The following is a 23,819-nucleotide window of genomic DNA, read 5'->3' as shown; positions in this document are numbered from 1 at the left end:
TAAAATACTATTGTTCTATTTTTTATTAATAGTATTGTAAATAAATCTAGAGATTAAGGTAATGCCTATTCGTATATTACCATCTGATTTATCAAGTCAAATTTCTTCTGGAGAAATCATTGAACGTCCAGCTTCAGTCGTTAAAGAAATCATAGAAAACAGCATAGATGCTGGTGCAAAAAATATCAATATTGTAATAGAAAAAAGTGGATTTCAATCTATTATGTTAAACGATGATGGTTGTGGTATTCATAAAAAAGAATTATTACTTGCAGTATGTCATCATGCTACTAGTAAAATTAATTCATTATCAGATTTAGACAAACTTGTTACTTTTGGATTTCGAGGAGAAGCTCTAGCTAGTATTCGAGCGGTTTCAAGACTGACTTTAATTTCTTCTGATCAATTTAATGATATTGCTTGGAAAATATACTTAGAAGGATTTCCTAGTAATCACATTGCTGTACAACCAATAGCTCATCCTCAGGGAACTACTGTTTTAGTAGAAAATTTATTTTATAATATGCCAGTGCGTCTTAAATTCTTAAGAAATAAAAAATTAGAATTTCTAAAAATTTTGGAAATAGTAAAAAAAATAGCTTTATCTTATTTTTATATAAATTTTTCTCTTAAACATAATAATAAATTAATTATACAATATAATTCAATAAATTATGAAAAGAATAAAATTAATAGATTAAAAGATATAATCAATACAGTTGATATAAATCAATTTCTAGAAATTGCAGAAAAAAAACATAATATGCGTTTTTTTGGATGGATATCAAATCCATACGATTTTAAAGAATTAAAAAAAATTCAGTATTGTTATATTAATAATCGATATATTCATAATAATATTTTTATAAATGCTGTTCGTTCTGCTTATTATAAAATATCAGGAAAAATAAATATATCATTTATTTTGTATTTAAATATTCCACCTAATGATATTGATGTTAATATTCATCCTGCTAAAAGTGAAATAAAATTTCATAAACCTAATATGGTTTATATATTTATTTATCAAACTATTTTATATCATTTAAAAAAAATTAAAAAACAATATTCATTAAACAATTATTCTTGCGAAAAAAAAAATAATACTTCTCAACAGAAAGAATCTCATTTAGATTCCTTACGTTTTATTTTTTTTACATTAATGCCTTTATTTTTTTTAAGAAAAAATTTTTCTAAAAATTTCAATTCAGAAAAAAACTATAATCATTTTATTTTAAATAATTCGTTAGAAGAATATAAGTGTTCTATTGGAAAACTATTAATAATTGTACGTAAATATTATGGTTTAATTTATAATCGCAATAATTTTTCATTAATTTCTTTTCCTTTAGCTGAAGCAATAGTTAGAAAAGAAAAATTGCAAAATGATATTAAAAAAAAAGCTATGCTTAAATGTTTTTTAAGCAATATTAAAATCAATATTACATCTCAAGAATATTTAATTTTGATTCACAATAAAGAAATTTTATTAAAAATCGGATTTCATTTAATTTTTAAAAAAAAATATGTTATTTTATCTTCTATTCCTATTTTTTTAAAAAAACGGAATATTCATCTAATAATATCGGATTTTTTTGCATTTTTATTTCTTAAAAGACAAGTCTCAATTTCAGAAATAGTAAATTGGTTTTATACTAATGTTTTTATAGAATCAAAAAATTGGACTTGTTCTAACGGAATTGCAGTGCTTTTAGAAATAGAATATTTTTGTCCTTTATTGCTAATAAATCCTCCACCAAAATTATTGCAAAAAATAAATATTAACAAAGCATTATGTATGTTAAAAATATAAATATTTATAAAAAAAAACCTATTGTTATTTTTTTAATGGGACCCACAGCATGTGGAAAAAGTCAGCTTGCTATTTGTCTTAGAAAGTACTTGCCAATAGAATTAATCAGTGTAGATTCTGCATTAATTTATCGTGGAATGGACATTGGAACGGATAAGCCAACTTTTTCTGATTTATCTAGTCATCCTCATCGTTTATTAAATATTAAAGATCCAATTGAAAAGTATTCAGCTGCAGAATTTCAACAAGACGTTTTAAAAGAAATTGATGATGTTATTAAATTAGGAAAAATACCTTGTCTTGTTGGTGGGACGATGTTTTATTATAATATATTACTACATGGATTATCTGTTTTGCCACCATCTAATATCAAAATTCGTGAATTTTTATTACAAAACAGTCATGAAAAAAATTTTTTACATAAGAAACTAGAATTGATAGATCCTGTTTCTGCTAGTCGAATTCATAAAAATGATTTTCAAAGATTGCTAAGAGCTTTAGAAATTTTTTATCTTTCTGGGAAAAATTTAACAGAACTAAAAAAATATAATAACTATCAATTACCATATAATATTTTTCAATTCGCAATTATGCCTCCAGATAAAGAATGGTTAAATAATAAAATTGAACTTCGTGTAAAAAAAATGTTAATTTTAGGTTTTCAAAAAGAAGTAGAAATTCTTTTTTTAAGGGGAGATTTGCATATAAATTTACCATCTATTCGATGTATCGGATATCGTCAAATGTGGGAATATCTTGAATATAAAAATAGTTATCAAGAAATGTTTAATAAAATAATATATGCTACGAGAAAACTTGCTAAACATCAATTAACATGGCTAAAAAAATGGAAAAATCTCAATAAAATATTATATAATCCCATTCCTGATATTTTAATTCAAAATATATTAAATGTTCTTAAAAAAAATGAATTATCTATATAAATTTAACAACTTTGATAAAAGTTATATTTTATTATTAGAAGATAAAAGATTCGCTCTTTTCAATAAAATTTTCTTTAAATTTTATTATTAAAAAACATAATCACTTGAATTATTTTTTTTAAAATTTATTTTAGCAAAAAAAACAATAAATGAGGCATAATATGGTTTGGAACAAACCAAATGATAATAAACCTGAATTTGATCCATGGGGGAATAATAACAGTAATAATCAAAATGGTTCAGATAATACACATGAAAAAAAAACTACTGTATCCGATGTAAAAAATTTTTTATATGGTCTGAGAAATATTATTACTAAAAAAACTAATTCTTCAGGTTCATCGAAAAAAGTAATTCATCCTTTTTCAATAATAATATTTATAAGTTTTTTTATTTGGGGTGTTAGTGGGTTTTATACTATTAAAGAAGCTGAACGTGGCGTGGTTACCAGTTTTGGCAAATTTAGTCATTTAGTCCAACCAGGATTAAATTGGAGGCCTATTTTTATTAATGAGGTTAAAGCTGTTAATGTTGAGACAGTACGTGAATTAGCCACTTCAGGTGTAATGTTGACTTCAGATGAAAATGTAGTACGTGTTGAAATGAATGTACAATATAAAATAACTAATCCTGCTGATTATCTTTTTTCTGTATGTTATCCAGATGATAGCTTACGTCAAGCAACAGATAGCGCACTAAGAGGTGTTATTGGACATTCGACTATGGATCGAGTGCTAACAGAAGGTCGAACTTTAGTTCGAAGCGATACTCAAAAAGAAATTGAAGAAACAATAAAACCATATAAAATGGGTATTACAATATTAGATGTTAATTTTCAAACAGCCAGGCCTCCTGAAGAAGTAAAAGCTGCTTTTGATGATGCAATTGCTGCACGTGAAAACCGTGAACAATATGTACGTGAAGCTGAAGCTTATTCAAATGAAGTACAACCTAAAGCTAACGGTAAAGCGGAAAGAATTATAGAAGAAGCTAGAGCATATTCTTCACGAATAATTTTAGAAGCTCAGGGAGAAGTCGCTCGTTTTTCTAAAATTTTACCTCAATATAAAATAGCTAAAAAAATAACTTTAAAACGTCTTTACATAGAATCCATGGAAAGATTATTAAGTAAAAATAAAAAAATATTTATTGATAAAAAAGATAATTCAGTATTTTTTTTATCTTTAGACCATTTTTTTTCTAATATAGAATCACTTAATAAAAATATTAAAAACAATATTAAGTTTAATAAAAATAATTCTTCGCTTAACAAGAAAGAAAAAAATATTAATTATTTTCCTTCATTATCTCCTAATAACATTTTAGAACAACGTCGTATTGATTCGATTCGAAGTGATCTTAAAAATATAGAGAGAGAATGAATATGAACAAAGTTTTTATTTTTCTATCAAGCATTTTTTTTCTTTTATTATCTTCCTCTTTTTTTATTGTCAAAGAAGGGGAATGTGGAATCGTTTTACAATTTGGTAAAGTTTTACGTAACAATGAACAAAAAACAGTAGTATATAATCCTGGATTACATTTTAAATTGCCATTTTTAGAAACTGTTAAAATGTTAGATGGACGAATTCATACTATGGATAATCAAGCAGATCGTTTTGTTACGAAAGAAAAAAAAGACCTTATTGTTGACTCTTATATCAAATGGCGTATTAATGATTTTAGTCGTTATTATCTTGCAACTGGAGGAGGAGATATCTTTCAGGCTGAAGTATTATTAAAAAGAAAATTTAGTGATCGATTACGTTCTGAAATAGGTCGTCTTAATGTCAGAGAAATTGTTACTGATTCAAGAGGAAGATTAACAACTGATGTTTTAAATTCATTAAATAAAGGAAGTGTTAATTTAGAAAAAAATTCTTTAATTAATGTTAATAGTATGAATGCATTAGGAATTCATGTAGTAGATGTTCGCATTAAACAAATTAATTTACCAATCGAAGTCTCTGATGCTATATATAATCGCATGAGAGCTGAAAGAGAAGCTGTAGCTAGAAGCCAACGTTCTCAGGGGCAAGAAAAGGCTGAAAAATTACGTGCAACAGCGGATTATAAAGTATCTATGATATTATCAGAGGCACAAAAATCAGCTTTGATAATTAAAGGTCAAGGAGAAGCTGAAGTAACAAAGCTATTTGCAGAAAATTTTAGTAAAGAACCAGATTTTTATTTTTTTATTCGTAGTTTGCGTGCATATGAAAATAGTTTTAAAAATGATGGAAATATTATATTAATTAATTCAGATAGTGAATTTTTTCAATATATGAATAAAATGCTCAATATTAAAAATTGATAATTTTAAATATCATAGTAAAAAATTCAATCAAAATAGGCATTATAAAGAAATGAATAAAAATATTGTAATATTAGGAACACAATGGGGTGATGAGGGAAAAGGAAAGATAGTAGATTGTTTGACTTCAGATGGTTCGTATGTGGTCCGATATCAAGGAGGACATAATGCAGGCCACACCTTAGTTGTTAATGGAAAAAAGATTGTTCTTCATTTAATTCCATCTGGAATGTTACATGAAAACGTGATTGGAATAATTGCTAATGGTGTAGTCGTTTCTCCTTTGGAATTAATAAAAGAAATAAAAATGTTAGAACAACACAATGTTTTTGTTAATAAACGTTTATTTATTTCTAGCGCTTCTCCTTTAATTTTAGAATATCATATTGCAATGGATATAGCTCGTGAAAAGAAATTAGGAATCAGTGCACTAGGTACAACAGGAAGAGGTATTGGACCAGCGTATGAAGACAAAATTGCAAGAAGGGCTTTACGTATTGGAGATTTAAAAAATGAAAAAACTTTATCAATGCGTTTGGAAAAAATAGTTAGTTATTATAACCACCAATTAGTGTCTTTTTATAAACATAAACCTATTGATTATAAAATCATTTTAAGAGATTTATTACCAACAATAGATGTGATTTATGATATGATAAAGGATACTACTAGTATCCTTCATGAAGCTATTAAAGATAAGAAAAAAATAGTTTTTGAAGGAGCTCAAGGTAGTTTTTTAGATATTGATCATGGCACATATCCTTATGTAACTTCTTCTAATAGTACTATTGGTGGTGTTATTACAGGTACAGGAGTAGGTCCTAAAAATTTAGATTATATACTTGGTGTAACAAAAGCATATTCTACACGAGTTGGATATGGCCCCTTTCCTACTGAATTATTTGATGATATAGATAAACATTTTTCAAATAAAGGTCATGAATTTGGTTCAACAACTGGTAGGAAAAGACGTACTGGCTGGTTAGATGCAGTATCTTTATCTAGATCAGTAAATATTAATTCTTTATCTGGTTTATGTATAACAAAATTAGATATATTAGATGGATTAAATGAAATAAAAATTTGTATCGGTTATAAAAATATTCATACTTCAGAAATTATATCATTTCCTGATGTAGACGAATGGGAAAATATAATTCCAATATATGAAATTTGTCCTGGATGGAGAAAAAAAACTTTAGGGATGAAAAAATTAAAAGATTTACCTTATGAAGCACGTAATTATATAAGTCGTATAGAAGAAATAATAAAAATTCCTATTGATATTATTTCTACTGGTCCTGATCGTTCTGATATTATTTTAGTTAGAGATATTTTTTATTAGAAGATAAACTTTTTTAATATTAAAAATTAAAAAGTAATTTCTGTTTTAGTTAAATTTTTAATGAATCAAATAAAAAATAAAATAGATTAAAAATTATTAATATATAATTATATTATAAAATAATATACATGGAGAAGTAAATATGGTAGTAGATCCCTACCAAAAAAGAGAAGCTAATAAATATAAAAACCCCATTCCCAGTCGAGAATATATTTTGTTATGTCTGAGAAAGTGTGAAGATCTAATAAGTCAAAAAAATTTAGAAAAGAAATTTGGTATTAATAATCAAGAAGAAAAAAAAGCATTACGCCGAAGATTGAGAGCAATGGAGCGAGACGGTCAAGTTATATATACTAGAAATCGTTGTTATATTGCTCCTGAAAGTCTCAAAGTAGTTAAAGGAAAAGTTATAGGACATAGAGATGGTTATGGTTTTCTTAGAACAGAAACATTAAAAGATGATCTTTGGCTTTCATCAGAACAAATGAAATCTTGTATTCATGGTGATGTTATTCTTGCTTACATTGTTAATGATCATAGAAAAAGAAGGAGTTCAGCAAGATTTTTAACATTATTACAGCCTAATAATATGTTAATTGTTGGTAGGTATTACATTAATAATAAAATTAGATTTGTAATTCCAGATGATACTCGTTTTAGTTTTAAGATTTTTATTTTTTCAGATATTAAAGAAGATATTTCTGTAGGATCTATCGTAGTAGTAAAGTTAAAACAACATCCTATAAGAAATAAGAAAATAGAAGGATGGATAGTAGAAATTCTTGGTAAAGAAATGGGTACTGATTTAGCTGTAGACATAGCTTTACGTACACATTCTATTCCCTCTTCATGGTCAGAAGAAATTAAAACACAACTATATAAAATTAGCAATAAAATAAATCAACGTGATCTTAAAGATCGTGTAGATTTAAGACATCTTCCTTTTTTTACAATTGATGACGAAGATGCTCGTGATTTTGATGATGCTATTTTTTGTAAAAGAAAAGAAAATTTAGAAGAGGGATGGAACTTATGGGTAGCTATTGCAGATGTAAGCTTTTATATTAAACCTAATACTCCTTTAGATAAAGAAGCATTAGAAAGAGGCACATCTATATATTTTCCTTCATCAGTTATTCCTATGTTACCAGAAAAAATTTCTACTGATTTATGTTCTTTAAATCCTCATGTAGAACGTTTGTGTTTAATATGTGAAATGAGTTTATCAAATACAGGAGAATTAATTAGTTATAAACATTATGAAGGAATTATATGTTCTCATGGACGATTTACGTATGATGAAATTTTTAAAATCTGGAATGGTGATATTTTATTGCGTGCTAAATATAAAAAATTCTTAACAGATATAGAAAATTTATCATGTTTACAAAAAATATTAAATAAAGATAATATTTCTAAAAAAGGTATTTATTTTGAAAATATAGAACCTAAATTTATTTTAAATTCTAATTCTCGAATTGAAAATATTTATCAAAATGTTCGTAATGACGCACATAAATTTATTGAATCATGTATGATTTTAGCAAATATAGCTTCAGCTTATTTTGTTGAAAAACACAAACATCCTGTTTTATTTCGGAACCATGATCGTCCAAAAAAAGATAATGTTATTAGTTTTCGTTTGTTTTTAAATGAATTAGGACTGAAATTATCAGGAGGAGATATTCCAGAATCTACTCATTATTCAAATTTATTAAAACATGTTTCTAATCGTCCTGAATATGAAATGATTCAAACAATATTATTACGTTCTATGAAACAAGCTGTATATTCTCCAGATAATCGTGGTCATTTTGGTTTATCTTTATCTAGTTATGTTCACTTTACTTCACCTATTAGACGTTATCCTGATTTAATATTGCATAGAGTTATTAAATATTTGTTATTAAAAAACGAGAATATGTCTATCGGTAATTATGATTTTAGTGCTTCTTATTTATATAGTACAAGTGAAATGAAAAAAATAGGGGTACATTGTTCTATAACTGAAAGACGTGCAGATGAAGCAAATAGAGATGTAATTGATTGGTTGAAATGTGATTTTATGCATAAAAAAATTGGTTATATATTAAATGGTGTTATTTCTAATGTAACTTCATTTGGTTTTTTTGTTCGTTTAAATCAATTTTTTATTGATGGTTTAGTTCATATAGATTCTTTAGATGATGATTATTATTATTTTGATTCTTTAGGATTTAAATTAATTGGTAAATCTAGTAAAAATACTTATTGTCTAGGCGATACTTTGCAAGTTAAAGTAATTTCTGTTAATTTAAACGAAAGGAAAATAGAATTATCTTTGTGTAAATCCTATTAGTTTTTGTTTTTAAAACTATGAAATAGTATTGATTTTTTTGAAAAATTGAATTACTATATAAAGTAATTATTTTTAATATTTAGAAAAGTTCCTTGCTTCCTTGAAAAATATTTATAAAATTATCTTGTGAGGAAGCTAAATAAACCAAAAGGAGCATCGTAATGCGTCATTATGAAATAATATTTATGGTCCATCCTGATCACAGCGAAAAAATATCATTACTACTTGAAAAATATAAAAAAATTATTAGTAATGAAAATGGCATTATACATCGCTTGGAAGATTGGGGTAGACGTCAATTATCTTATTCAATAAATAAATTGCAAAAAGCACATTATATTTTAATGAACATAGAAGTCCTTCCTAAAACTATAACTCTTCTAGAAACGGAATTCCGTTTTGATAATATAATCCTTCGCAATATGATTATGTCTATGAAAAAAGCAATAGTTGAATTATCACCTATTTTAAAATTAAAAGATGATAAAAAAGAAAAAAAATAGATTAATACATTCGACTATCTTTAAAAAACACAATTCTTAATAAAATTTAAACCTCGTAGTATATGTTATAAAAAATTATACAAAAAATTTTATTATTTGTAATAATTTTTGGAGAAAAAATAAATGGCACGTTACTTTCGTCGTAGAAAATTTTGTCGATTTACTGCAGAAGGAATTCAAGAAATAGATTATAAAGATATCGCTATTTTAAAAAATTACATCACAGAAAGTGGTAAAATCGTTCCAAGTCGAATTACTGGTACTAGAGCAAAATATCAAAGACAATTGTCTAGAGCTATTAAACGAGCACGTTATCTTGCTTTATTGCCATATACTGATCAACATCGTTAAGATAATTTAATTATTATATTACAAAAAAGAGAATAATAAATTATGGAAGTTATACTTTTATCTAAAATTCATAAATTAGGTGATTCAGGTTCAGTTATAAATGTAAAATCTGGTTATGCGAGAAATTTTTTAATTCCAAAAGGAAAAGCTATTTTAGCTAATAAAAAAAATATCGAATCTTTTGAAGCTCAACGCATTGCTTTAGAAGAAGAAAATATTAGTAAATTTCTTATAGCTCAATCAAGAGCTGAAAAATTAAAAAAAATAGGCTCCATAACAATTTCATCTAAAGTTGGAAAAGAAGGCAAGATATTTGGTTCCGTAGGTGTTAGAAATATTATTAAAGAAATTACGTTGTTGGGTATAAAAATCAATAAAAAAGAAATTCGATTACCCAACGGTCTGCTTCGTCAAGTTGGTGAGCACGTAGTTATTTTTCAGCCACATATCAAAGTCTCTATTAATTTTATAGTTAATATAATTTCAAAAAATTAATTTTATTAAAATTTTTTTCTAATACTATTAAAATATGGCGTAAAATGTTAGATAAAATTTGTGAATTAGCGCGTCGTGCCGGTAGTTGTATTATGAATTTTTACAATTCCGAACAATTTATAAATGTTTCTTATAAATTAGATAACACCCCTATAACTAATGTTGATTATACAGCGAATAATATAATTAAAAAAGGTCTCCTATCTATTTCTCCTGAAGTTCCAATCATTTCTGAAGAAGAATCATATGATTTTAAAATTTGTCGTCATTGGACGAATTACTGGTTAATTGATCCGTTAGATGGAACTAAAGAATTTTTAAAAAAAAATGGTGAATTTACAGTAAATATTAGTTTAATTAACAATGGATCTCCTGTTTTAGGAGTGATATACGCTCCTTTTTTTGATGTTTTATATTCTTCATTTTATAATCATGCTTGGAAAGAAAAACGGTTAGGTTTAAAAGAAAAAATTAATGTTTCTCAATCAAAAATACCATTATTAATTGCTAGTCGTTCGCATTCTGATAAAGAATTAAAAAACTACTTAACAGAGATGAAAAACTATAAGTTAAAAAAGTTAGGTTCTTCATTAAAATTCTGCTTAATAGCAGAGGGAACTGCTCAAATTTATCCGCGATTTGGTAATACTCATATATGGGATACTGCTGCTGGTCATGCTATTGTTACTGCTGCTGGTGGAAAAGTCAAAACATGGACTGGTGAGAATATAAATTATTCATTATCTTCTCGTTGTTCTTTTGTTAATTCCGGTTTTTATGCATCTGCATTATAATGTTGTATTTAACATTCCATTCATCTTTTAAAAAATATATAATTTTATTATGAATAATATTGAAATAAAAATTTTAGATTCACGCATAAAAAAAAATTTTTCTTTGCCTTCATATGCAACATCAGGATCATCTGGTCTAGATCTTAGAGCTTGTTTAGAAAAAAAAATTAAATTGCAGTCTCAGCAAACTATTTTAGTACCAACTGGATTAGCAATATATATTGCAGATCCTAATATTACAGCATTAATTTTACCTAGATCTGGACTAGGCCATAAAAAAGGTATTGTTTTAGGTAATTTGGTTGGTTTAATTGATTCTGATTATCAAGGTCAATTAATGATATCTCTCTGGAATCGTAGTAATAAAGATTTTTATGTGAATCCAAATGATAGAGTGGCACAAATAATATTTATTCCAATTATTAGACCATGTTTTTCTTTAGTAAAAGAATTTAATAAAACTTTCCGGTCAGAAAAAGGTTTTGGTCATTCTGGTGTCATCTAATAAAAAAATACTTTTAAATTCCATATTTTTCACGATATTTTATCAATTCGGGTATGTGTTTTTTTAATTTTTTATCTTCTAGTAAGTAATCGATTAAATCTTCAATGGTGATTATAGAAATAATTTTATAACTTTTTTTATTTTTAAGATGATCAATAGTATATAAATTTCTTTTTCCTTTTTCTTTACGATCTAAAAGCACAAATACAGAAGAAATTTTTGCTCCTTTTTTTTCAACAATTTCAATAGAATTATGTATTGCAGTTCCTGATGTGATTACATCATCTAAAATGATAATTCTTTTTTTATTTATTTTTTTTCCAATTAAATCTCCTTTTTCTCCATATTTTTTTTCTTCTTTTCTATTGAAAGAATATGGTACATTTAAATTATAATGACTTTTTAAGGCGATAGAAGTAGCTACAGCTATAGGAATACCTTTGTACGCTGGACCAAATAAAATATCAAACTCTATTTTTGAATCTATTATAGAATGAGCATAAAATAAACCGATTTTAATAATGTCTGTGCCTGTAGATAGTAAGCCTGAATTAAAAAAATAAGGACTAGTTCGTCCTGATTTTAGTTTAAAAGTTCCAAACTTTAATGCTTTTTTTTTAAAGGAGAAATCAATAAATTCTTTTTTCCAGTCCATAAAAATTAAATCCTAATTAATTGTAAAAATTTAGAATAGAATTTTACATATTAATAACTTGAATTAATATTAAAAATTAAGCATGATTTTATTTTTATTAGATAAAATATAGAGAAAAAGTTAATTTTATTTTTATTGATGGCCCTTGCTGGATTTGAACCAGCGACCAAGCGATTATGAGTCGCCTGCTCTTACCACTGAGCTAAAGGGCCATTTTTCTTACCTTCATACTATAAATCAATTTTTTCTAATAATCTAGAACTCTTTTAAAATTTTTATATTTTTTTAAATATTTTTTTATATATATTTGACAGATATAAAAAATTTTGATATATATATTCTTGTTTCCTCTGTAGTTCAGTTGGTAGAACGGCGGACTGTTAATCCGTATGTCACTGGTTCGAATCCAGTCGGAGGAGAAAAATATTTTTAATTAATAATTAATTTTAGTTCTTTTGACAAATTTCTTTTTTCTTTAGATAATTCTGCATTTTTAACAATATAATCATCTACTCGATCTTCATAATCACTCTTCATCATGAAAATTATTTTTTTAATTTCTTCATAATTCATATCTGAAGTAATATACTGGCTAAGATTATCTAACAGTAATATTCTTTTTTGGTTATCTCTTATTTTTTTTTCAATATCGTTTATTTCTCTTTTAATTCTGTTTTTTCTTCTGAATTTATGTACAAATTCTAATACATTTTTAAATGATTTTTTTGTATCTGACATGTTAAGAAGCCTTTTTTATATTTTCATTCAATTTTTATTAATTGATTTAATTTTCTAGGAGTTTAATATTTTATTTAATTATTTTATTAAAATTAAAAAATGATGCAATTTAAAAAAAACATATCTACTTTTTTGTTTTATGATTATGAAACTTTTGGTATACATCCATCTTTAGATAAACCAGCTCAATTTGCATGTGTTAGAACGGACATGAATTTAAATATAATAGATAATCCGCAGTATTTTTACTGTTTCCCGCCAGATGATTATTTACCCGATCCTCAATCTGTTTTAATTACTCATATTACACCTCAATATACAGAAAAAAATGGAACTAATGAATATAATTTTTCTAAAAAAATATATAATATTCTAATAGAATCTAATACTTGTATTCTTGGTTATAACAATATTAATTTTGACGATGAAATTACAAGGAATATATTTTATAGAAATTTTTTTGATCCTTATGAATGGAGCTGGAAAAATGGAAATTCTCGTTGGGATCTATTAAATTTACTACGAGCATGTTATGCGTTACGACCTAGTGGTATAAAATGGCCTAAAAATAAATTCGGTTTAGCAAGTTTTAAACTATCTGATTTAACGGAAATAAACAACATTACACATTTAAATGCACATGATGCTCTTTCAGATGTATATGCGACTATTGAAATAGCAAAACTTATTAAGAAAAAACAGCCTAGACTTTTTGATTTTTTCTTTAAAATAAGAAAAAAAAATCAATTGCATAAATTGATTAATTTAAAAAAATTCAAACCAATAATTTACATTTCTAGTTATTTTGGTGCTATTCGTCATAATATGAGTTTTGTACTTCCTATAATATGGAATCAAAACAATAGTAATATAGTTATTGCGGTTGATTTATTTAAAGATGTTGAAAAATTAATACATATTTGTAAAAAAATATATTTTGATGATATTTTTATTAAAAATTTATTTAATTTAGGAATAGTTTTTTTATACTTAAATCGTTGTCCTATATTGGCACCGATTAAAACAATGCGAAAAGAAGATTATAATCGATTGAATATTAATACTTCTTTTTTTTATAAAAATATTGATTTAATAAAAAAAAATGATTTTTTTATTAAAAATGTTCAAATTATCTTTTCTAAAGAAAAGGTTTTTAAAAAAAATTTTAATGTTGATTTAGAAATATACAGTTCTTTTTTTGATGATCATGATAAAAGTATCATAAAAATTATAAGAAATACTGAACCAGTTTTTTTAAAAAATACTAATTTTGATTTCCATGATTATCGTTTAAAAAATGTATTTTTTCGTTATCGTGCTCGTAATTTTTTTAATACTCTAGATCATAATGAAAAGAAAATATGGTTAAAACATTGTATGAATTTTTTCAATTCAGCATCTTTAGATGAATATCAAAAAAAAATTCAATATTTATTAAAAAAGTATTCTAATAATTTAGAAAAAGTAGTTTTATTAAAAAAATTATTAGATTATGTTTTAAAAAAATATAAAAAATTATTCTTTAAAGATTTTAATTTAGATTAATATATTTTATTACTTCAAATCGATATTTTTTTAAAAAAACTAATAATTTTTTAAAATTGTCATTTTTTTTTGAATATAAAAAAATATTTTTTTTTATACTTGTCTTAATTTTAGATTGATCAAGATAATTTTTAACTTGACATGTAATTATATTTATTGAATCAATAAAATGAATTGATGATTTCACACATAGTATTTTTTTTATTTCTTTTTTTAATAGCGAGAAATGAGTACAACCTAAGATAACAGTGTCTGGATATATTGAAAGATTTGTCCATGGTTTAAAAATATTTTTTAATTGTATTTGTGAAACTGTAGTACCTCGAATTTTTTTTTCAGCTATTGAAGCTAGTTTATTTGTACTTATTATTTTTATAGTATTAGAAGAATTTTTATGTATTTTATTTTTCGTATAAAAAGAATTAATTGTTGCTTTAGTAGCTATTAAACCAATAATTTTGTTTTTGGTAATTTTTTCAGCAGTGTCTATAGCAGGAAATATTCCAATAATGGGGAAGTTAAATTTATTTCTTAAAATAGATAGAGCTATAGTGCTTACTGTATTGCAAGCAATAACAACTATAGTAATAGGATAAATTTTTTTTATTATGTTAATTATTTTAATACTTCTTTGAAGAATAAACAGTTCTGTTTTATTCCCATAGGGAAACGCTTCATTATCTAGCATGTAAACATAATTAATTTTTGGTAGAATTTTTTTTATATTTTTTAATACAGATAGTCCACCGACCCCAGAATCAAATATAAGCACTGTTTAAATTTTTTTATAAAGTAAGTAATAGATGTTAGAAAAAATTTTAAATTTTTAAAATTTTATATAAATTTTTAAGATATAATGATTTTATTTTTTAAATAAAAATATTTTCATATACTTTTCAAGTTTTTTACGATCTTCTAATATTAACATATTAAGATGTTTTTCATTAATTAAAACAGTCTGTTTTTCAAGCCATTTTTTCCATGCTTTTTTTGAGATATGATTATATATTTTTTTACCTAGTTCACCTGGATAAGATTGAAAATCTTGACCTGCAGATTTTTTTTTTAAAAACGTACAAAAAATGATACGGTTCATTATTTTAATATTCCTTTTTCAAAAAATATCTTTTTTTAAGGATTCGAGTATCTTCTCGATTGGTTGAGGTAATCCTATATGTTGAGGATTTTTTAAATTGTACCAAATATTTTTTTTATTTGTTTTTAAAAATTTTGGAATATAGGGTATTGTAATTAAAATTGGATGAATATGTAAAATAAAATGACTAAATTTATGAAAAAATGATACCATATTCTTATATGTATTTATATTTATTTCTTTTTCTTTTAACCAGTTCAAAGCTATTTTTTTGTTATTAAATTTTGGAAAATAAAATAAATTTTTCCAAATTTCTTGTTCTGTATTTTTTTTTAGTAAAATACTATTTTTATATTTGACAATAATAAACCAAGCGATTTTTTCAGGATATATTTTTTTTATATTTTTTAAAGGGTATTTTTCCCATTTTTGTGTTATTTTAGCAATACATTCTTTATTTAATGGACAAATTATACACTTTGGTTTTTTAGATGTACAAATTGATGAACCTATATCCATCATTCCCTGATTAAATTTACCGGTGTTATGTATTGGTGTAACTGATTCGGTTATATTCCATAATATTTTTTCTGTTTTTTTATCTTTTAAAAATCCTATTATTCCATAATAACGAATTAAAATTCTTTTTACATTCCCATCTAAAATAGGATAATGAAAATTTAACGATAAAGATAAAATAGCTCCCGCTGTAGATCTTCCTATGCCAGGTAATTTAATAACATCTAAAAATTGATTAGGAAATATTCCTTCGTATTTTTCTGTAATGATTTGTGCTGATTTATAAATATTTTGAGCTCTTTTATAATAGCCCAGACCACTCCATATATATAAAACATCATCTAATTTACTATCACTTAAAGATTTTATATTTGGAAAATTTAATATAAACTTTTTAAAATAAGGGATGACGGATTTTACTGTTGTTTGTTGTAACATTATTTCAGATATCCAAACTATATACAATGTTTTATTTTTTTGCCATGGTAAATCTTTTCTACCATTTTTGTGATACCAATTTAAAACTAATTGTGAAAAAATATATTTTGTCATTATAATAAAAGCCATTCTTTAATAAAAAATTATAAGTGTATTTTTTAAAAAATAATATTTTTTAGATAAAATATTTTAATCAATTTTAAATAAGATATTAAATAAAATATGAAAAATAATATTCTGACCCCAAAGCATAATTCTAATGGTATCTTTTTGCGTCAAATCCGTAGTTTCGTATGTAGAAAAGGTCGTATTACTACAGCCCAAATGAGTGCAATTCAAAAATACTGGTCTTTTATTGGTATTGATTTTCAATTAAGACCATTAAATTTATCATCTATATTTAACTGTTATGCTCCAGTTGTATTAGAAATTGGTTTTGGATCAGGAGAGTCTTTAGTAAAAAATGCAATAAATTTCCCTGATAAGAATTTTTTAGGAATAGAAGTATATAAATCGGGAATAGGGTCTTGTTTAAATTTTGCTTCCGCTTATAAGGTTCAAAATTTAAGGATTATTTATTATGATGCAATTGAAGTTATGCATAATATGATTCTAGACCATACTTTATCGACTATACAAATTTTTTTTCCAGATCCTTGGCATAAAAAACGTCATCATAAGAGAAGGCTTTTAAAAAATAATTTTTTAAAAATAATTGCAAAAAAATTAATAATTAACGGTATATTACATATTGCTACTGATTCAGAATCATATGCCTTCTACATACTAGACGAAATAAAAGATATTAAAAATTATAAAAATGTATCTGAAGAAAATAATTTTATTAAACGTCCTATTTCTCGTATTACAACTAAATTTGAAAAAAAAGGATTTTTACAAGGTAATAAAATTTTTGATTTAATGTTTCAATTGAAAACAATAGACTGATAAGTTTATTATAAAAATATTTCCAATAGTAAATTTAAAAAATTTTTTCCTTTTTTTGTTGTACACCAAAAATCTAGTTCATTAATTAAAAACCCTTTTTTTATTGCTATTTGAATATTTTTTTCTATTAAACTTTCATTTACATTAGTTTTTTCTCGAAAATGTTTTTTACACACTGGTTGATAGAGTCTAAAAACGTTCATAAAATATTCAAATATTTTATCTCTTTCAGATACTGTATGTATAGAATTAAGGTAATTTCCACTTAAAAAATGATTTGTATTTTTATTTTTAATAGTTCGAATAATTGTTCCATTTTTTTGAGTGATTTTACCATGAGCACCACAACCTATCCCTATATAATCACCAAAATTCCAGTAATTAAGATTATGTTGACATTGATAATTAAGTTTTGAATATGAAGATATTTCATATTTTTTATATCCTGATTTTTCTAATAATTTATCTCCTTCAATTAACATATTAAATATTATATTTTCATGAGGTAGTTTTATTTTTTTTGCATAAAACAAGGTATTAGGTTCTATAGTTAGTTGATACCATGATATATGAGATGGATTATATTTAATAGCACATTGTAAATCTGATAATGCATCTTCTAGTAATTGATCAGGTAAACCATACATTAAATCTAAATTTAAATTATCATTAATTTTTTTTGATTCTATAACTGCATTTATTACTTCTTTTGAAGTATATGTGCGTTCTATTTTTTTTAATAAATTTGAATTAAACGTTTGGACACCTAAAGAAAAACGATTAACGCCAGCATTTTTATAGTGAATAAAACGTTGATATTCTAATGTTTTGGGATTAGCTTCTATGCTGATTTCTGCATTTTTGGAAATTATGTTTCTTGTTTTTATGCCATGTATTAATTTTTTTATAGAGTCGCTCTGTAACAAACTAGGCGTTCCACCTCCAATAAAAATAGTATTTATCTCCCTATCGTTAATTAAATATAAATCTTTTTCAAAATCTTTCAATAAATGTTCAACATATTTTTTTTCAGGAATACTTTCTTTACTAACATATGAATAAAAATCACAATATCCACATTTTTTTAAGCACCAAGGAATATGAATATATAGACTAATAGGAGGCAATGTAAACATAATAATAATTTCATCTTTTTAGATTAACTTTAAAAAATAAGCATTTATCTATTAAAAATATCACGTCCAATTCTTATCATATTACTTGTTGCAAGTAATGATTCTTTTATATCAAGACTAGTACCTAATGATAAAGTATCGACTGAAGAATATTTTCTTTTTAATTGATTAAATATAGTTTTTATTTTTTCATATTGAATATTGTTTGCAACAATATTTTTTTTCATTAAAGGCATTGCCATAATTCCTCTTAAACTTAAGTTGGGCATTGAGGAAATTACCTTTGCTAGTTTTTGAAATTGATCTACATCAATATTATTTTTTGTTAATTCTTTACAATTATTAATTTGTATTAATACATTTATTGGAAGTAAATTTTTTGGTCTAAATTTATTTAATAAAATAGCGATTTTTTCTCGATCAATTGTTTGACACCAAGAAAAATTTTGAGCAATTTTTTTAGTTTTATTCGACTGTATTTTTCCAATAAAATGCCATGTAATATGTTTATATTTTTGTAATTTTTTTATTTTAACAATACTTTCTTGCAGATAATTTTCTCCGAAATTATTAATTCCTGATAATATTGCTTGTTCAATAATATTAATATTTTGATTTTTGCTTACAGCTATTATTTTAATTTTTTTTAAGGGGAGATTATTATCTTTTATAATATCTTGTATTTTTTTTTTATAAATTGATAATTAAAATAAATTTTTTTCATGTTATTCTCTTATTAATATTTTTTAAATGACTATATTTTGAAAAAATATTGACTAAACCAACTTTCTAGTATAATTGTAGCAGCAAAAGAATGAATTTTTTCTGCTTTTAATCCTTTAAAACCATCTTTTTTAAATATTATTGATTTTGCTTCTACAGTAGTTAAACGTTCGTCATGCATTTTTACAGTAATATCAAACTTGTATTTTAATAAATTAGCAAATTTTTCTGACTTATTAGTCATATTTTGTTTGGTTCCATTTATATTTAATGGAAGACCCACAATTATGAATTTAGGTTGCCAATATTGAATTAAATTATTTACAATATCCCAATTTGGATAGCCATTTTGAGCATTTAAAACGTTTAAAGGTCTTCCTTTTTTAGTTATATTTTCTCCTACAGCTACTCCAATTTTTTTTATGCCAAAATCAAATGCAAGCGCTATCATTTTATGATCTCTAATGTGATATTTTTTTTTCAATATAATCTAATAACATTCCAGTAATAGAAATATTTTTTTCTGATTCAATTTCACAAATACATGTTGGACTTGTCACATTGATTTCTGTTAGTTTATCACCTATTACATCTAATCCAACAAAAATTAACCCTTTTTTTTTCAAGATAGGAGATAAATAATTTGCTATTTTCCAGTCTGTTTTACTTAGGGATTGTATTCTTCCTTTGCCTCCTAGAGCTAAATTAGCTCTTGTTTCTCCAGTTGGTGCAATTCTAGCTACACACCAAGGAATAGGTTTTCCATTAACAATTAAAATTCTTTTATCACCAAACTGTATTTCTGGCAAATAATTTTGAATCATGCAATATTTTTTTTCATATTTTGTCATTGTTTCAATAATAACTGAAAAATTAGGATCATTTTTTTTGATTCGAAAGATACTAGCTCCTCCCATTGCATCTAATGGTTTTATTATAATGTCTTGATGTTTTTTCCAAAATTTATGTATTTCAAAAAGATTTCTTGTTACTAAAGTATCAGCAGTTAAATCAGAAAACCATGATATAAACATTTTTTCATTACAATCTCGTAAGCTTTGAGGTTTATTTATTATTAAAACACCTGTTTCTTCTGCACGTTCTAAAATATATGTTGCATAAATAAATTCAGTATTAAATGGAGGATCTTTCCGCATAAAAATAACATCTAATTCGCTTAAAGAAATATTTTCTTCTTTAATGAATTGATACCATTGTTTTGTATCTTTTTTTAATTTTATTAAACGAGTTCTTGCATATGGATGGCCTTTTCTTAAAAAAATATCATTCATTTCCATATAGTAAATGATATGATTTCTTTTTTGAGACTCTAGTAAAATAGCAAAACTTGAATCTTTTTTAACATTAATCGATTCAATAGAATCCATTAATATTCCAATTTTTAAATTTGTTTTTTTGCACATGTATTTTGTCTTAGTAATTGAATAATTTTTATGAGTAGATAATATTTTTTTTAGTTAAGTAAAATTAGTAAAACATTTATATATTTACATCTAAAATAATATTATTTTAATTATTTTTTTAAAATATATTGATAAACTTATTTTTATAAAAATTTTAATTTTATAAAATTTAATAGTTTTTAATATTTAAATAATTTCTTTAAAAAAAGAATTAATTTTTTATTATTAAATAATTAAAAAAATATTTTTTGATAATTATAATTTATATTTTATTTTTAAATCATTTAGAAGTTTTAAAAGAATATTAACATTTAATCGTATTTGTGACCAGAATAGTTATCAAATCTAGACCAGTGTCCATTAAAAGTTAAACAGACTGTCCCAATAGGTCCGTTTCTTTGTTTTCCTATTATAATTTCTGCTATTCCTTTAAAATCACTATTTTCATTATAAATTTCATCGCGGTATATAAACATTATTAAATCTGCATCTTGTTCTAAAGATCCTGATTCACGTAAGTCTGAATTTACTGGTCTTTTATCAGATCTCTGTTCCAAAGACCGATTAAGTTGTGATAGTGCTATTACTGGAACTTGCAGTTCTTTTGCTAATGCTTTTAATGTCCTAGATATTTCTGCAATTTCAAGTGTGCGATTTTCCGATAAAGAAGGCACTCTCATTAATTGCAAATAATCTACCATAATTAAAGTTAATCCATTATTTTCACGATAAATTCGACGTGCTCTTGAACGAACTTCACTAGGAGTTAGTGCTGAAGAATCATCAATGTAGATGTTCTTTTTTTTCAGAAGTATGTTAATGGTGCCAGATATACGTGCCCAATCTTCATCATTTAATTGTCCAGTTCGAATTCGTGCTTGGTTAACTCTAGATAAAGATGCTAACATGCGCATCATAATTTGTTCGCCAGGCATTTCTAGACTAAATATCAAAACAGGTTTATCATAAAGCATGGCAGCATTTTCACATAAATTCATTGCAAACGTTGTTTTTCCCATTGAAGGCCTAGCTGCAATAATAATAAGTTCAGAACGTTGTAATCCTGATGTTTTTTTATTTAAATCTTGATATCCTGTATTAATTCCTGTTACACCATCGTGAGGTGATAAAAATAATTTCTCAATACTAGCGACAGTTTCATCAAGAATTTGTTCAACATTTTTAGGTCCTGAATCTTTTTTAAAACGTTTTTCTGCAATTTTAAATACACTTGATTCTGCATAATCTAATAATTCTTCACTTTTTCTACCTTGTGTATCATATCCAGCGTTAGCTATTTTATTAGCTACTAATATCATTTCTCTTACTATTGCACGTTCTCGGACTATATCGGCATATGCAGTGATATTTGCTGTGCTAGGAGTATTTTTTGATAATTCAGCTAAATAAGAAAATCTACCAACGCTTTCTAATTTTCCTTTTTGTTCTAAAGATTCAGATAGAGTAATTAAATCTATTGGATATCCTAAATCAAGAAGTTTTTGCATTTCTTGAAATATTAAGCGATGAGGTTTGCTAAAAAAATCATCAGCAACTACATGTTCTGAAACACTGTCCCATTGTTCATTATCTAACATTAATCCACCTAATACTGATTGTTCTGCTTCTAAAGAATGTGGTGGAATTTTTAATCTATTGATTTGATTTAAATATAATTTATTTTTAGCCATATTTATTGCATATACCATTATTTAGTGAATCTGCATGAAATTATATCGTAATATTGCAATAATATACTATCTAAGGACTAATCTATTTAAGTCATTTTTTAGTATTTTTTTATTTATCATTATGAATTAAAAAATTATAAAATATATCTGATATATATTCTTGATGTTTTTATTAAATATTTTTTGGTTTGATTGTGATTGTGTAATTTTAATATTATTAGATTTTAATATGTGTAAATAATAAAATTGTTCTATACAATATTTTTATAAGAAATATTTATATATATATTATAATTAATTATTTATTAAAAATATTACATTTATATTTTTAAATTATTAAGAAAGGCGTTTAGTATTTAAAATAATATTAGTTTTTTTTAAACTTAAAAAATATAAAAGTTTTATGAAAAATTCATAAATATTTTTTCATATTGTAAAAGATAGAATATATGACTATTTTTTGTAAAATAAATACTAATTTTAAATTGATAATATGAAAATAAAAACATTTTTTTGTATTAATAATGAGAAATAAAAAGAAGTCAATATTTAACACATTTAAAAAGTTCTAAAAAACAATATAGCATTTTTATAGATTTGATTATACTAAATAAAATATTTAACATATATAATTTCAATTAATACATTTGAGTATTTTTTTTAAATCAAATTTCAAAAAATGGAGTTTTTATTATGGCAAGTAGAGGCGTAAATAAAGTTATTCTTATTGGACATTTAGGGCAAGATCCTGAAGTTCGTTATATGCCAAATGGTAATGCAGTAGTAAATATGACATTAGCCACTTCAGAAAATTGGAAAGATAAAAATACTGGCGAAAATAAAGAAAAAACAGAATGGCATCGAATAGTTTTATTTGGAAAATTAGCGGAAATTGCTGGCGAATATCTTCGAAAAGGTTCTCAAGTATATATCGAAGGATCGTTACAAACTAGAAAATGGCAAGATCAAAATGGACTTGAACGTTATACTACAGAAATTGTTGTAAATATTGGTGGTACAATGCAAATGTTAGGTAATCGCAATTCTAACTTACAGACAATCCCAATACATGATAATAACACTGCTACAGTGCAAACAAAAAAAATAGATAAAGTAGATTTTGATAAAAACATAGAAACACATAAAGCTAGTAAAGATTTAATTCATTCTTCTTCAGAAATAGATTTTGATGATGAAATTCCTTTTTAGTGTAAATATTTTAAGCATAAAATAAACAAAAGCCCCAGTTTTTTTGGGGCAATTTTTTTTCTTTAAATTTATAGAGATTTTTAAAAATTTAATAAGATAGAAAAAAATTCATTTTTATGTGCAAATTTTTATATACAATATACAAAATATACAATAAAAAGATTATGAGCTGCTTTTTTTATAATAACTAAATTATCTAGTGTACCATATATTCTCAAAATAAGAACTTTAATAAAAGTGACATCTGAAGATAAATTAATTAAAAAAATTATTTCTAAACTATTTTCGAATAGTT

General features: G+C 24.4%; 24 protein-coding genes and 2 tRNA genes. 15 read left to right on the top strand and 11 right to left on the bottom strand.

Features of this window, described 5'->3' with window-relative positions; genetic code table 11:
• The first annotated feature begins 61 nt into the window (after positions 1 to 61).
• The 11 genes from mutL (at position 62) to dut (ending at position 11,402) form a co-directional block, all read left to right on the top strand.
• Positions 62 to 1,813 carry a DNA mismatch repair endonuclease MutL gene (gene mutL / locus D9V71_RS02905; protein WP_158340868.1) on the top strand — a complete coding sequence of 584 codons (1,752 nt, stop codon included), beginning with the start codon at positions 62 to 64 and terminating at the stop codon, positions 1,811 to 1,813.
• A gap of 35 nt (positions 1,814 to 1,848) precedes the next feature.
• Positions 1,849 to 2,757, top strand: coding sequence for a tRNA (adenosine(37)-N6)-dimethylallyltransferase MiaA (gene miaA / locus D9V71_RS02900; RefSeq protein WP_244278929.1), 909 nt, complete (start codon positions 1,849 to 1,851; stop codon positions 2,755 to 2,757).
• A 161-nt stretch (positions 2,758 to 2,918) separates the two neighbouring features.
• Positions 2,919 to 4,139 (top strand): FtsH protease activity modulator HflK, encoded by a 1,221-nt coding sequence (gene hflK / locus D9V71_RS02895; RefSeq protein ID WP_158340866.1) that lies wholly within the window; start codon positions 2,919 to 2,921, stop codon positions 4,137 to 4,139.
• Between the two features lie 2 nt (positions 4,140 to 4,141).
• A complete protein-coding gene (hflC, locus tag D9V71_RS02890) occupies positions 4,142 to 5,071 on the top strand; it encodes a protease modulator HflC (protein ID WP_158340865.1) in 930 nt (309 codons plus the stop codon).
• A gap of 52 nt (positions 5,072 to 5,123) precedes the next feature.
• Positions 5,124 to 6,416, top strand: coding sequence for an adenylosuccinate synthase (locus D9V71_RS02885; protein WP_158340864.1), 1,293 nt, complete (start codon positions 5,124 to 5,126; stop codon positions 6,414 to 6,416).
• Between the two features lie 142 nt (positions 6,417 to 6,558).
• A complete protein-coding gene (rnr, locus tag D9V71_RS02880) occupies positions 6,559 to 8,754 on the top strand; it encodes a ribonuclease R (protein ID WP_158340863.1) in 2,196 nt (731 codons plus the stop codon).
• A gap of 161 nt (positions 8,755 to 8,915) precedes the next feature.
• On the top strand, positions 8,916 to 9,257 hold the full coding sequence (gene rpsF, locus D9V71_RS02875) for a 30S ribosomal protein S6 (RefSeq protein WP_158340862.1): 342 nt from the start codon (positions 8,916 to 8,918) through the stop codon (positions 9,255 to 9,257).
• Positions 9,258 to 9,380: 123 nt separating this feature from the next.
• Positions 9,381 to 9,608 carry a 30S ribosomal protein S18 gene (rpsR, locus tag D9V71_RS02870; protein WP_158340861.1) on the top strand — a complete coding sequence of 76 codons (228 nt, stop codon included), beginning with the start codon at positions 9,381 to 9,383 and terminating at the stop codon, positions 9,606 to 9,608.
• A 42-nt stretch (positions 9,609 to 9,650) separates the two neighbouring features.
• On the top strand, positions 9,651 to 10,103 hold the full coding sequence (rplI, locus tag D9V71_RS02865; RefSeq protein ID WP_158340860.1) for a 50S ribosomal protein L9: 453 nt from the start codon (positions 9,651 to 9,653) through the stop codon (positions 10,101 to 10,103).
• 44 nt (positions 10,104 to 10,147) lie between these two features.
• Entirely contained in the window at positions 10,148 to 10,897 is a 750-nt protein-coding gene (gene cysQ / locus D9V71_RS02860) for a 3'(2'),5'-bisphosphate nucleotidase CysQ (RefSeq protein ID WP_158340859.1), read from the top strand.
• Positions 10,898 to 10,943: 46 nt separating this feature from the next.
• On the top strand, positions 10,944 to 11,402 hold the full coding sequence (gene dut, locus D9V71_RS02855) for a dUTP diphosphatase (RefSeq protein ID WP_244278927.1): 459 nt from the start codon (positions 10,944 to 10,946) through the stop codon (positions 11,400 to 11,402).
• A gap of 13 nt (positions 11,403 to 11,415) precedes the next feature.
• Here the strand turns inward: dut and pyrE are convergent, their stop codons facing one another.
• Together pyrE and D9V71_RS02845 are read right to left on the bottom strand one after the other, a co-directional pair.
• Positions 11,416 to 12,057, bottom strand: coding sequence for an orotate phosphoribosyltransferase (pyrE, locus tag D9V71_RS02850; RefSeq protein WP_158340857.1), 642 nt, complete (start codon positions 12,055 to 12,057; stop codon positions 11,416 to 11,418).
• Positions 12,058 to 12,196: 139 nt separating this feature from the next.
• Positions 12,197 to 12,269: transfer RNA gene (locus D9V71_RS02845), tRNA-Ile, on the bottom strand.
• A 134-nt stretch (positions 12,270 to 12,403) separates the two neighbouring features.
• Between D9V71_RS02845 and D9V71_RS02840 the strand changes: the two genes are divergently transcribed.
• Positions 12,404 to 12,476 (top strand) — tRNA-Asn (locus tag D9V71_RS02840).
• 10 nt (positions 12,477 to 12,486) lie between these two features.
• Here D9V71_RS02840 and D9V71_RS02835 read toward each other — a convergent pair.
• On the bottom strand, positions 12,487 to 12,795 hold the full coding sequence (locus D9V71_RS02835) for a DUF496 family protein (RefSeq protein ID WP_158340856.1): 309 nt from the start codon (positions 12,793 to 12,795) through the stop codon (positions 12,487 to 12,489).
• A gap of 99 nt (positions 12,796 to 12,894) precedes the next feature.
• Here D9V71_RS02835 and sbcB point away from each other — a divergent pair, with 99 nt between their 5' ends.
• Entirely contained in the window at positions 12,895 to 14,340 is a 1,446-nt protein-coding gene (sbcB, locus tag D9V71_RS02830; RefSeq protein ID WP_158340855.1) for an exodeoxyribonuclease I, read from the top strand.
• On the opposite strand, the gene murI is transcribed toward sbcB, so the two are convergent.
• From murI to mutY, 3 genes are all read right to left on the bottom strand, one after another.
• Positions 14,327 to 15,112 carry a glutamate racemase gene (gene murI, locus D9V71_RS02825; RefSeq protein WP_158340854.1) on the bottom strand — a complete coding sequence of 262 codons (786 nt, stop codon included), beginning with the start codon at positions 15,110 to 15,112 and terminating at the stop codon, positions 14,327 to 14,329. The genes sbcB and murI overlap by 14 nt on opposite strands.
• 90 nt (positions 15,113 to 15,202) lie before the next feature.
• Positions 15,203 to 15,436, bottom strand: coding sequence for an oxidative damage protection protein (locus tag D9V71_RS02820; protein WP_158340853.1), 234 nt, complete (start codon positions 15,434 to 15,436; stop codon positions 15,203 to 15,205).
• 18 nt (positions 15,437 to 15,454) lie between these two features.
• The gene (mutY, locus tag D9V71_RS02815; RefSeq protein WP_158340852.1) at positions 15,455 to 16,507 is read right to left on the bottom strand and encodes an A/G-specific adenine glycosylase; all 1,053 of its coding nucleotides are present in this window, start codon (positions 16,505 to 16,507) and stop codon (positions 15,455 to 15,457) included.
• 108 nt (positions 16,508 to 16,615) lie between these two features.
• Here mutY and trmB point away from each other — a divergent pair, with 108 nt between their 5' ends.
• The gene (trmB, locus tag D9V71_RS02810; protein WP_158340851.1) at positions 16,616 to 17,341 is read left to right on the top strand and encodes a tRNA (guanosine(46)-N7)-methyltransferase TrmB; all 726 of its coding nucleotides are present in this window, start codon (positions 16,616 to 16,618) and stop codon (positions 17,339 to 17,341) included.
• Positions 17,342 to 17,349: 8 nt separating this feature from the next.
• Here the strand turns inward: trmB and hemW are convergent, their stop codons facing one another.
• The 5 genes from hemW to dnaB form a co-directional block, all read right to left on the bottom strand.
• Positions 17,350 to 18,477, bottom strand: coding sequence for a radical SAM family heme chaperone HemW (gene hemW, locus D9V71_RS02805; protein ID WP_158340850.1), 1,128 nt, complete (start codon positions 18,475 to 18,477; stop codon positions 17,350 to 17,352).
• 44 nt (positions 18,478 to 18,521) lie between these two features.
• Complete coding sequence (locus D9V71_RS02800) at positions 18,522 to 19,160, bottom strand: YggS family pyridoxal phosphate-dependent enzyme (protein WP_280094074.1); 639 nt, start codon at positions 19,158 to 19,160, stop codon at positions 18,522 to 18,524.
• Between the two features lie 71 nt (positions 19,161 to 19,231).
• Positions 19,232 to 19,651, bottom strand: coding sequence for a Holliday junction resolvase RuvX (gene ruvX, locus D9V71_RS02795; protein WP_158340848.1), 420 nt, complete (start codon positions 19,649 to 19,651; stop codon positions 19,232 to 19,234).
• 10 nt (positions 19,652 to 19,661) lie between these two features.
• Positions 19,662 to 20,624 (bottom strand): glutathione synthase, encoded by a 963-nt coding sequence (gene gshB, locus D9V71_RS02790; protein ID WP_158340847.1) that lies wholly within the window; start codon positions 20,622 to 20,624, stop codon positions 19,662 to 19,664.
• A gap of 311 nt (positions 20,625 to 20,935) precedes the next feature.
• On the bottom strand, positions 20,936 to 22,333 hold the full coding sequence (gene dnaB, locus D9V71_RS02785) for a replicative DNA helicase (RefSeq protein ID WP_158340846.1): 1,398 nt from the start codon (positions 22,331 to 22,333) through the stop codon (positions 20,936 to 20,938).
• Positions 22,334 to 23,008: 675 nt separating this feature from the next.
• On the opposite strand from dnaB, the gene D9V71_RS02780 reads away from it, so the two are divergent.
• Positions 23,009 to 23,524 carry a single-stranded DNA-binding protein gene (locus D9V71_RS02780; RefSeq protein ID WP_158340845.1) on the top strand — a complete coding sequence of 172 codons (516 nt, stop codon included), beginning with the start codon at positions 23,009 to 23,011 and terminating at the stop codon, positions 23,522 to 23,524.
• Positions 23,525 to 23,819: the final 295 nt, after the last annotated feature.

This window comes from Buchnera aphidicola (Macrosiphum euphorbiae), from assembly GCF_005237295.1.
Classification (GTDB): domain Bacteria; phylum Pseudomonadota; class Gammaproteobacteria; order Enterobacterales; family Enterobacteriaceae; genus Buchnera; species Buchnera aphidicola_AP.
This window is presented reverse-complemented; position numbering and strand designations above follow the sequence as displayed.

What these genes read in the sequence shown, in the direction of transcription:
- mutL (WP_158340868.1), top strand. Translation starts at nt 62, where the DNA reads ATGCCTATTCGTATATTACCATCTGATTTATCAAGTCAAATTTCTTCT.
- miaA (WP_244278929.1), top strand. Translation starts at nt 1,849, where the DNA reads ATGGGACCCACAGCATGTGGAAAAAGTCAGCTTGCTATTTGTCTTAGA.
- hflK (WP_158340866.1), top strand. Translation starts at nt 2,919, where the DNA reads ATGGTTTGGAACAAACCAAATGATAATAAACCTGAATTTGATCCATGG.
- hflC (WP_158340865.1), top strand. Translation starts at nt 4,142, where the DNA reads ATGAACAAAGTTTTTATTTTTCTATCAAGCATTTTTTTTCTTTTATTA.
- D9V71_RS02885 (WP_158340864.1), top strand. Translation starts at nt 5,124, where the DNA reads ATGAATAAAAATATTGTAATATTAGGAACACAATGGGGTGATGAGGGA.
- rnr (WP_158340863.1), top strand. Translation starts at nt 6,559, where the DNA reads ATGGTAGTAGATCCCTACCAAAAAAGAGAAGCTAATAAATATAAAAAC.
- rpsF (WP_158340862.1), top strand. Translation starts at nt 8,916, where the DNA reads ATGCGTCATTATGAAATAATATTTATGGTCCATCCTGATCACAGCGAA.
- rpsR (WP_158340861.1), top strand. Translation starts at nt 9,381, where the DNA reads ATGGCACGTTACTTTCGTCGTAGAAAATTTTGTCGATTTACTGCAGAA.
- rplI (WP_158340860.1), top strand. Translation starts at nt 9,651, where the DNA reads ATGGAAGTTATACTTTTATCTAAAATTCATAAATTAGGTGATTCAGGT.
- cysQ (WP_158340859.1), top strand. Translation starts at nt 10,148, where the DNA reads ATGTTAGATAAAATTTGTGAATTAGCGCGTCGTGCCGGTAGTTGTATT.
- pyrE (WP_158340857.1), bottom strand. Translation starts at nt 12,057, where the DNA reads ATGGACTGGAAAAAAGAATTTATTGATTTCTCCTTTAAAAAAAAAGCA.
- D9V71_RS02835 (WP_158340856.1), bottom strand. Translation starts at nt 12,795, where the DNA reads ATGTCAGATACAAAAAAATCATTTAAAAATGTATTAGAATTTGTACAT.
- sbcB (WP_158340855.1), top strand. Translation starts at nt 12,895, where the DNA reads ATGATGCAATTTAAAAAAAACATATCTACTTTTTTGTTTTATGATTAT.
- D9V71_RS02820 (WP_158340853.1), bottom strand. Translation starts at nt 15,436, where the DNA reads ATGAACCGTATCATTTTTTGTACGTTTTTAAAAAAAAAATCTGCAGGT.
- mutY (WP_158340852.1), bottom strand. Translation starts at nt 16,507, where the DNA reads ATGACAAAATATATTTTTTCACAATTAGTTTTAAATTGGTATCACAAA.
- trmB (WP_158340851.1), top strand. Translation starts at nt 16,616, where the DNA reads ATGAAAAATAATATTCTGACCCCAAAGCATAATTCTAATGGTATCTTT.
- hemW (WP_158340850.1), bottom strand. Translation starts at nt 18,477, where the DNA reads ATGTTTACATTGCCTCCTATTAGTCTATATATTCATATTCCTTGGTGC.
- ruvX (WP_158340848.1), bottom strand. Translation starts at nt 19,651, where the DNA reads ATGATAGCGCTTGCATTTGATTTTGGCATAAAAAAAATTGGAGTAGCT.
- gshB (WP_158340847.1), bottom strand. Translation starts at nt 20,624, where the DNA reads ATGTGCAAAAAAACAAATTTAAAAATTGGAATATTAATGGATTCTATT.
- dnaB (WP_158340846.1), bottom strand. Translation starts at nt 22,333, where the DNA reads ATGGTATATGCAATAAATATGGCTAAAAATAAATTATATTTAAATCAA.
- D9V71_RS02780 (WP_158340845.1), top strand. Translation starts at nt 23,009, where the DNA reads ATGGCAAGTAGAGGCGTAAATAAAGTTATTCTTATTGGACATTTAGGG.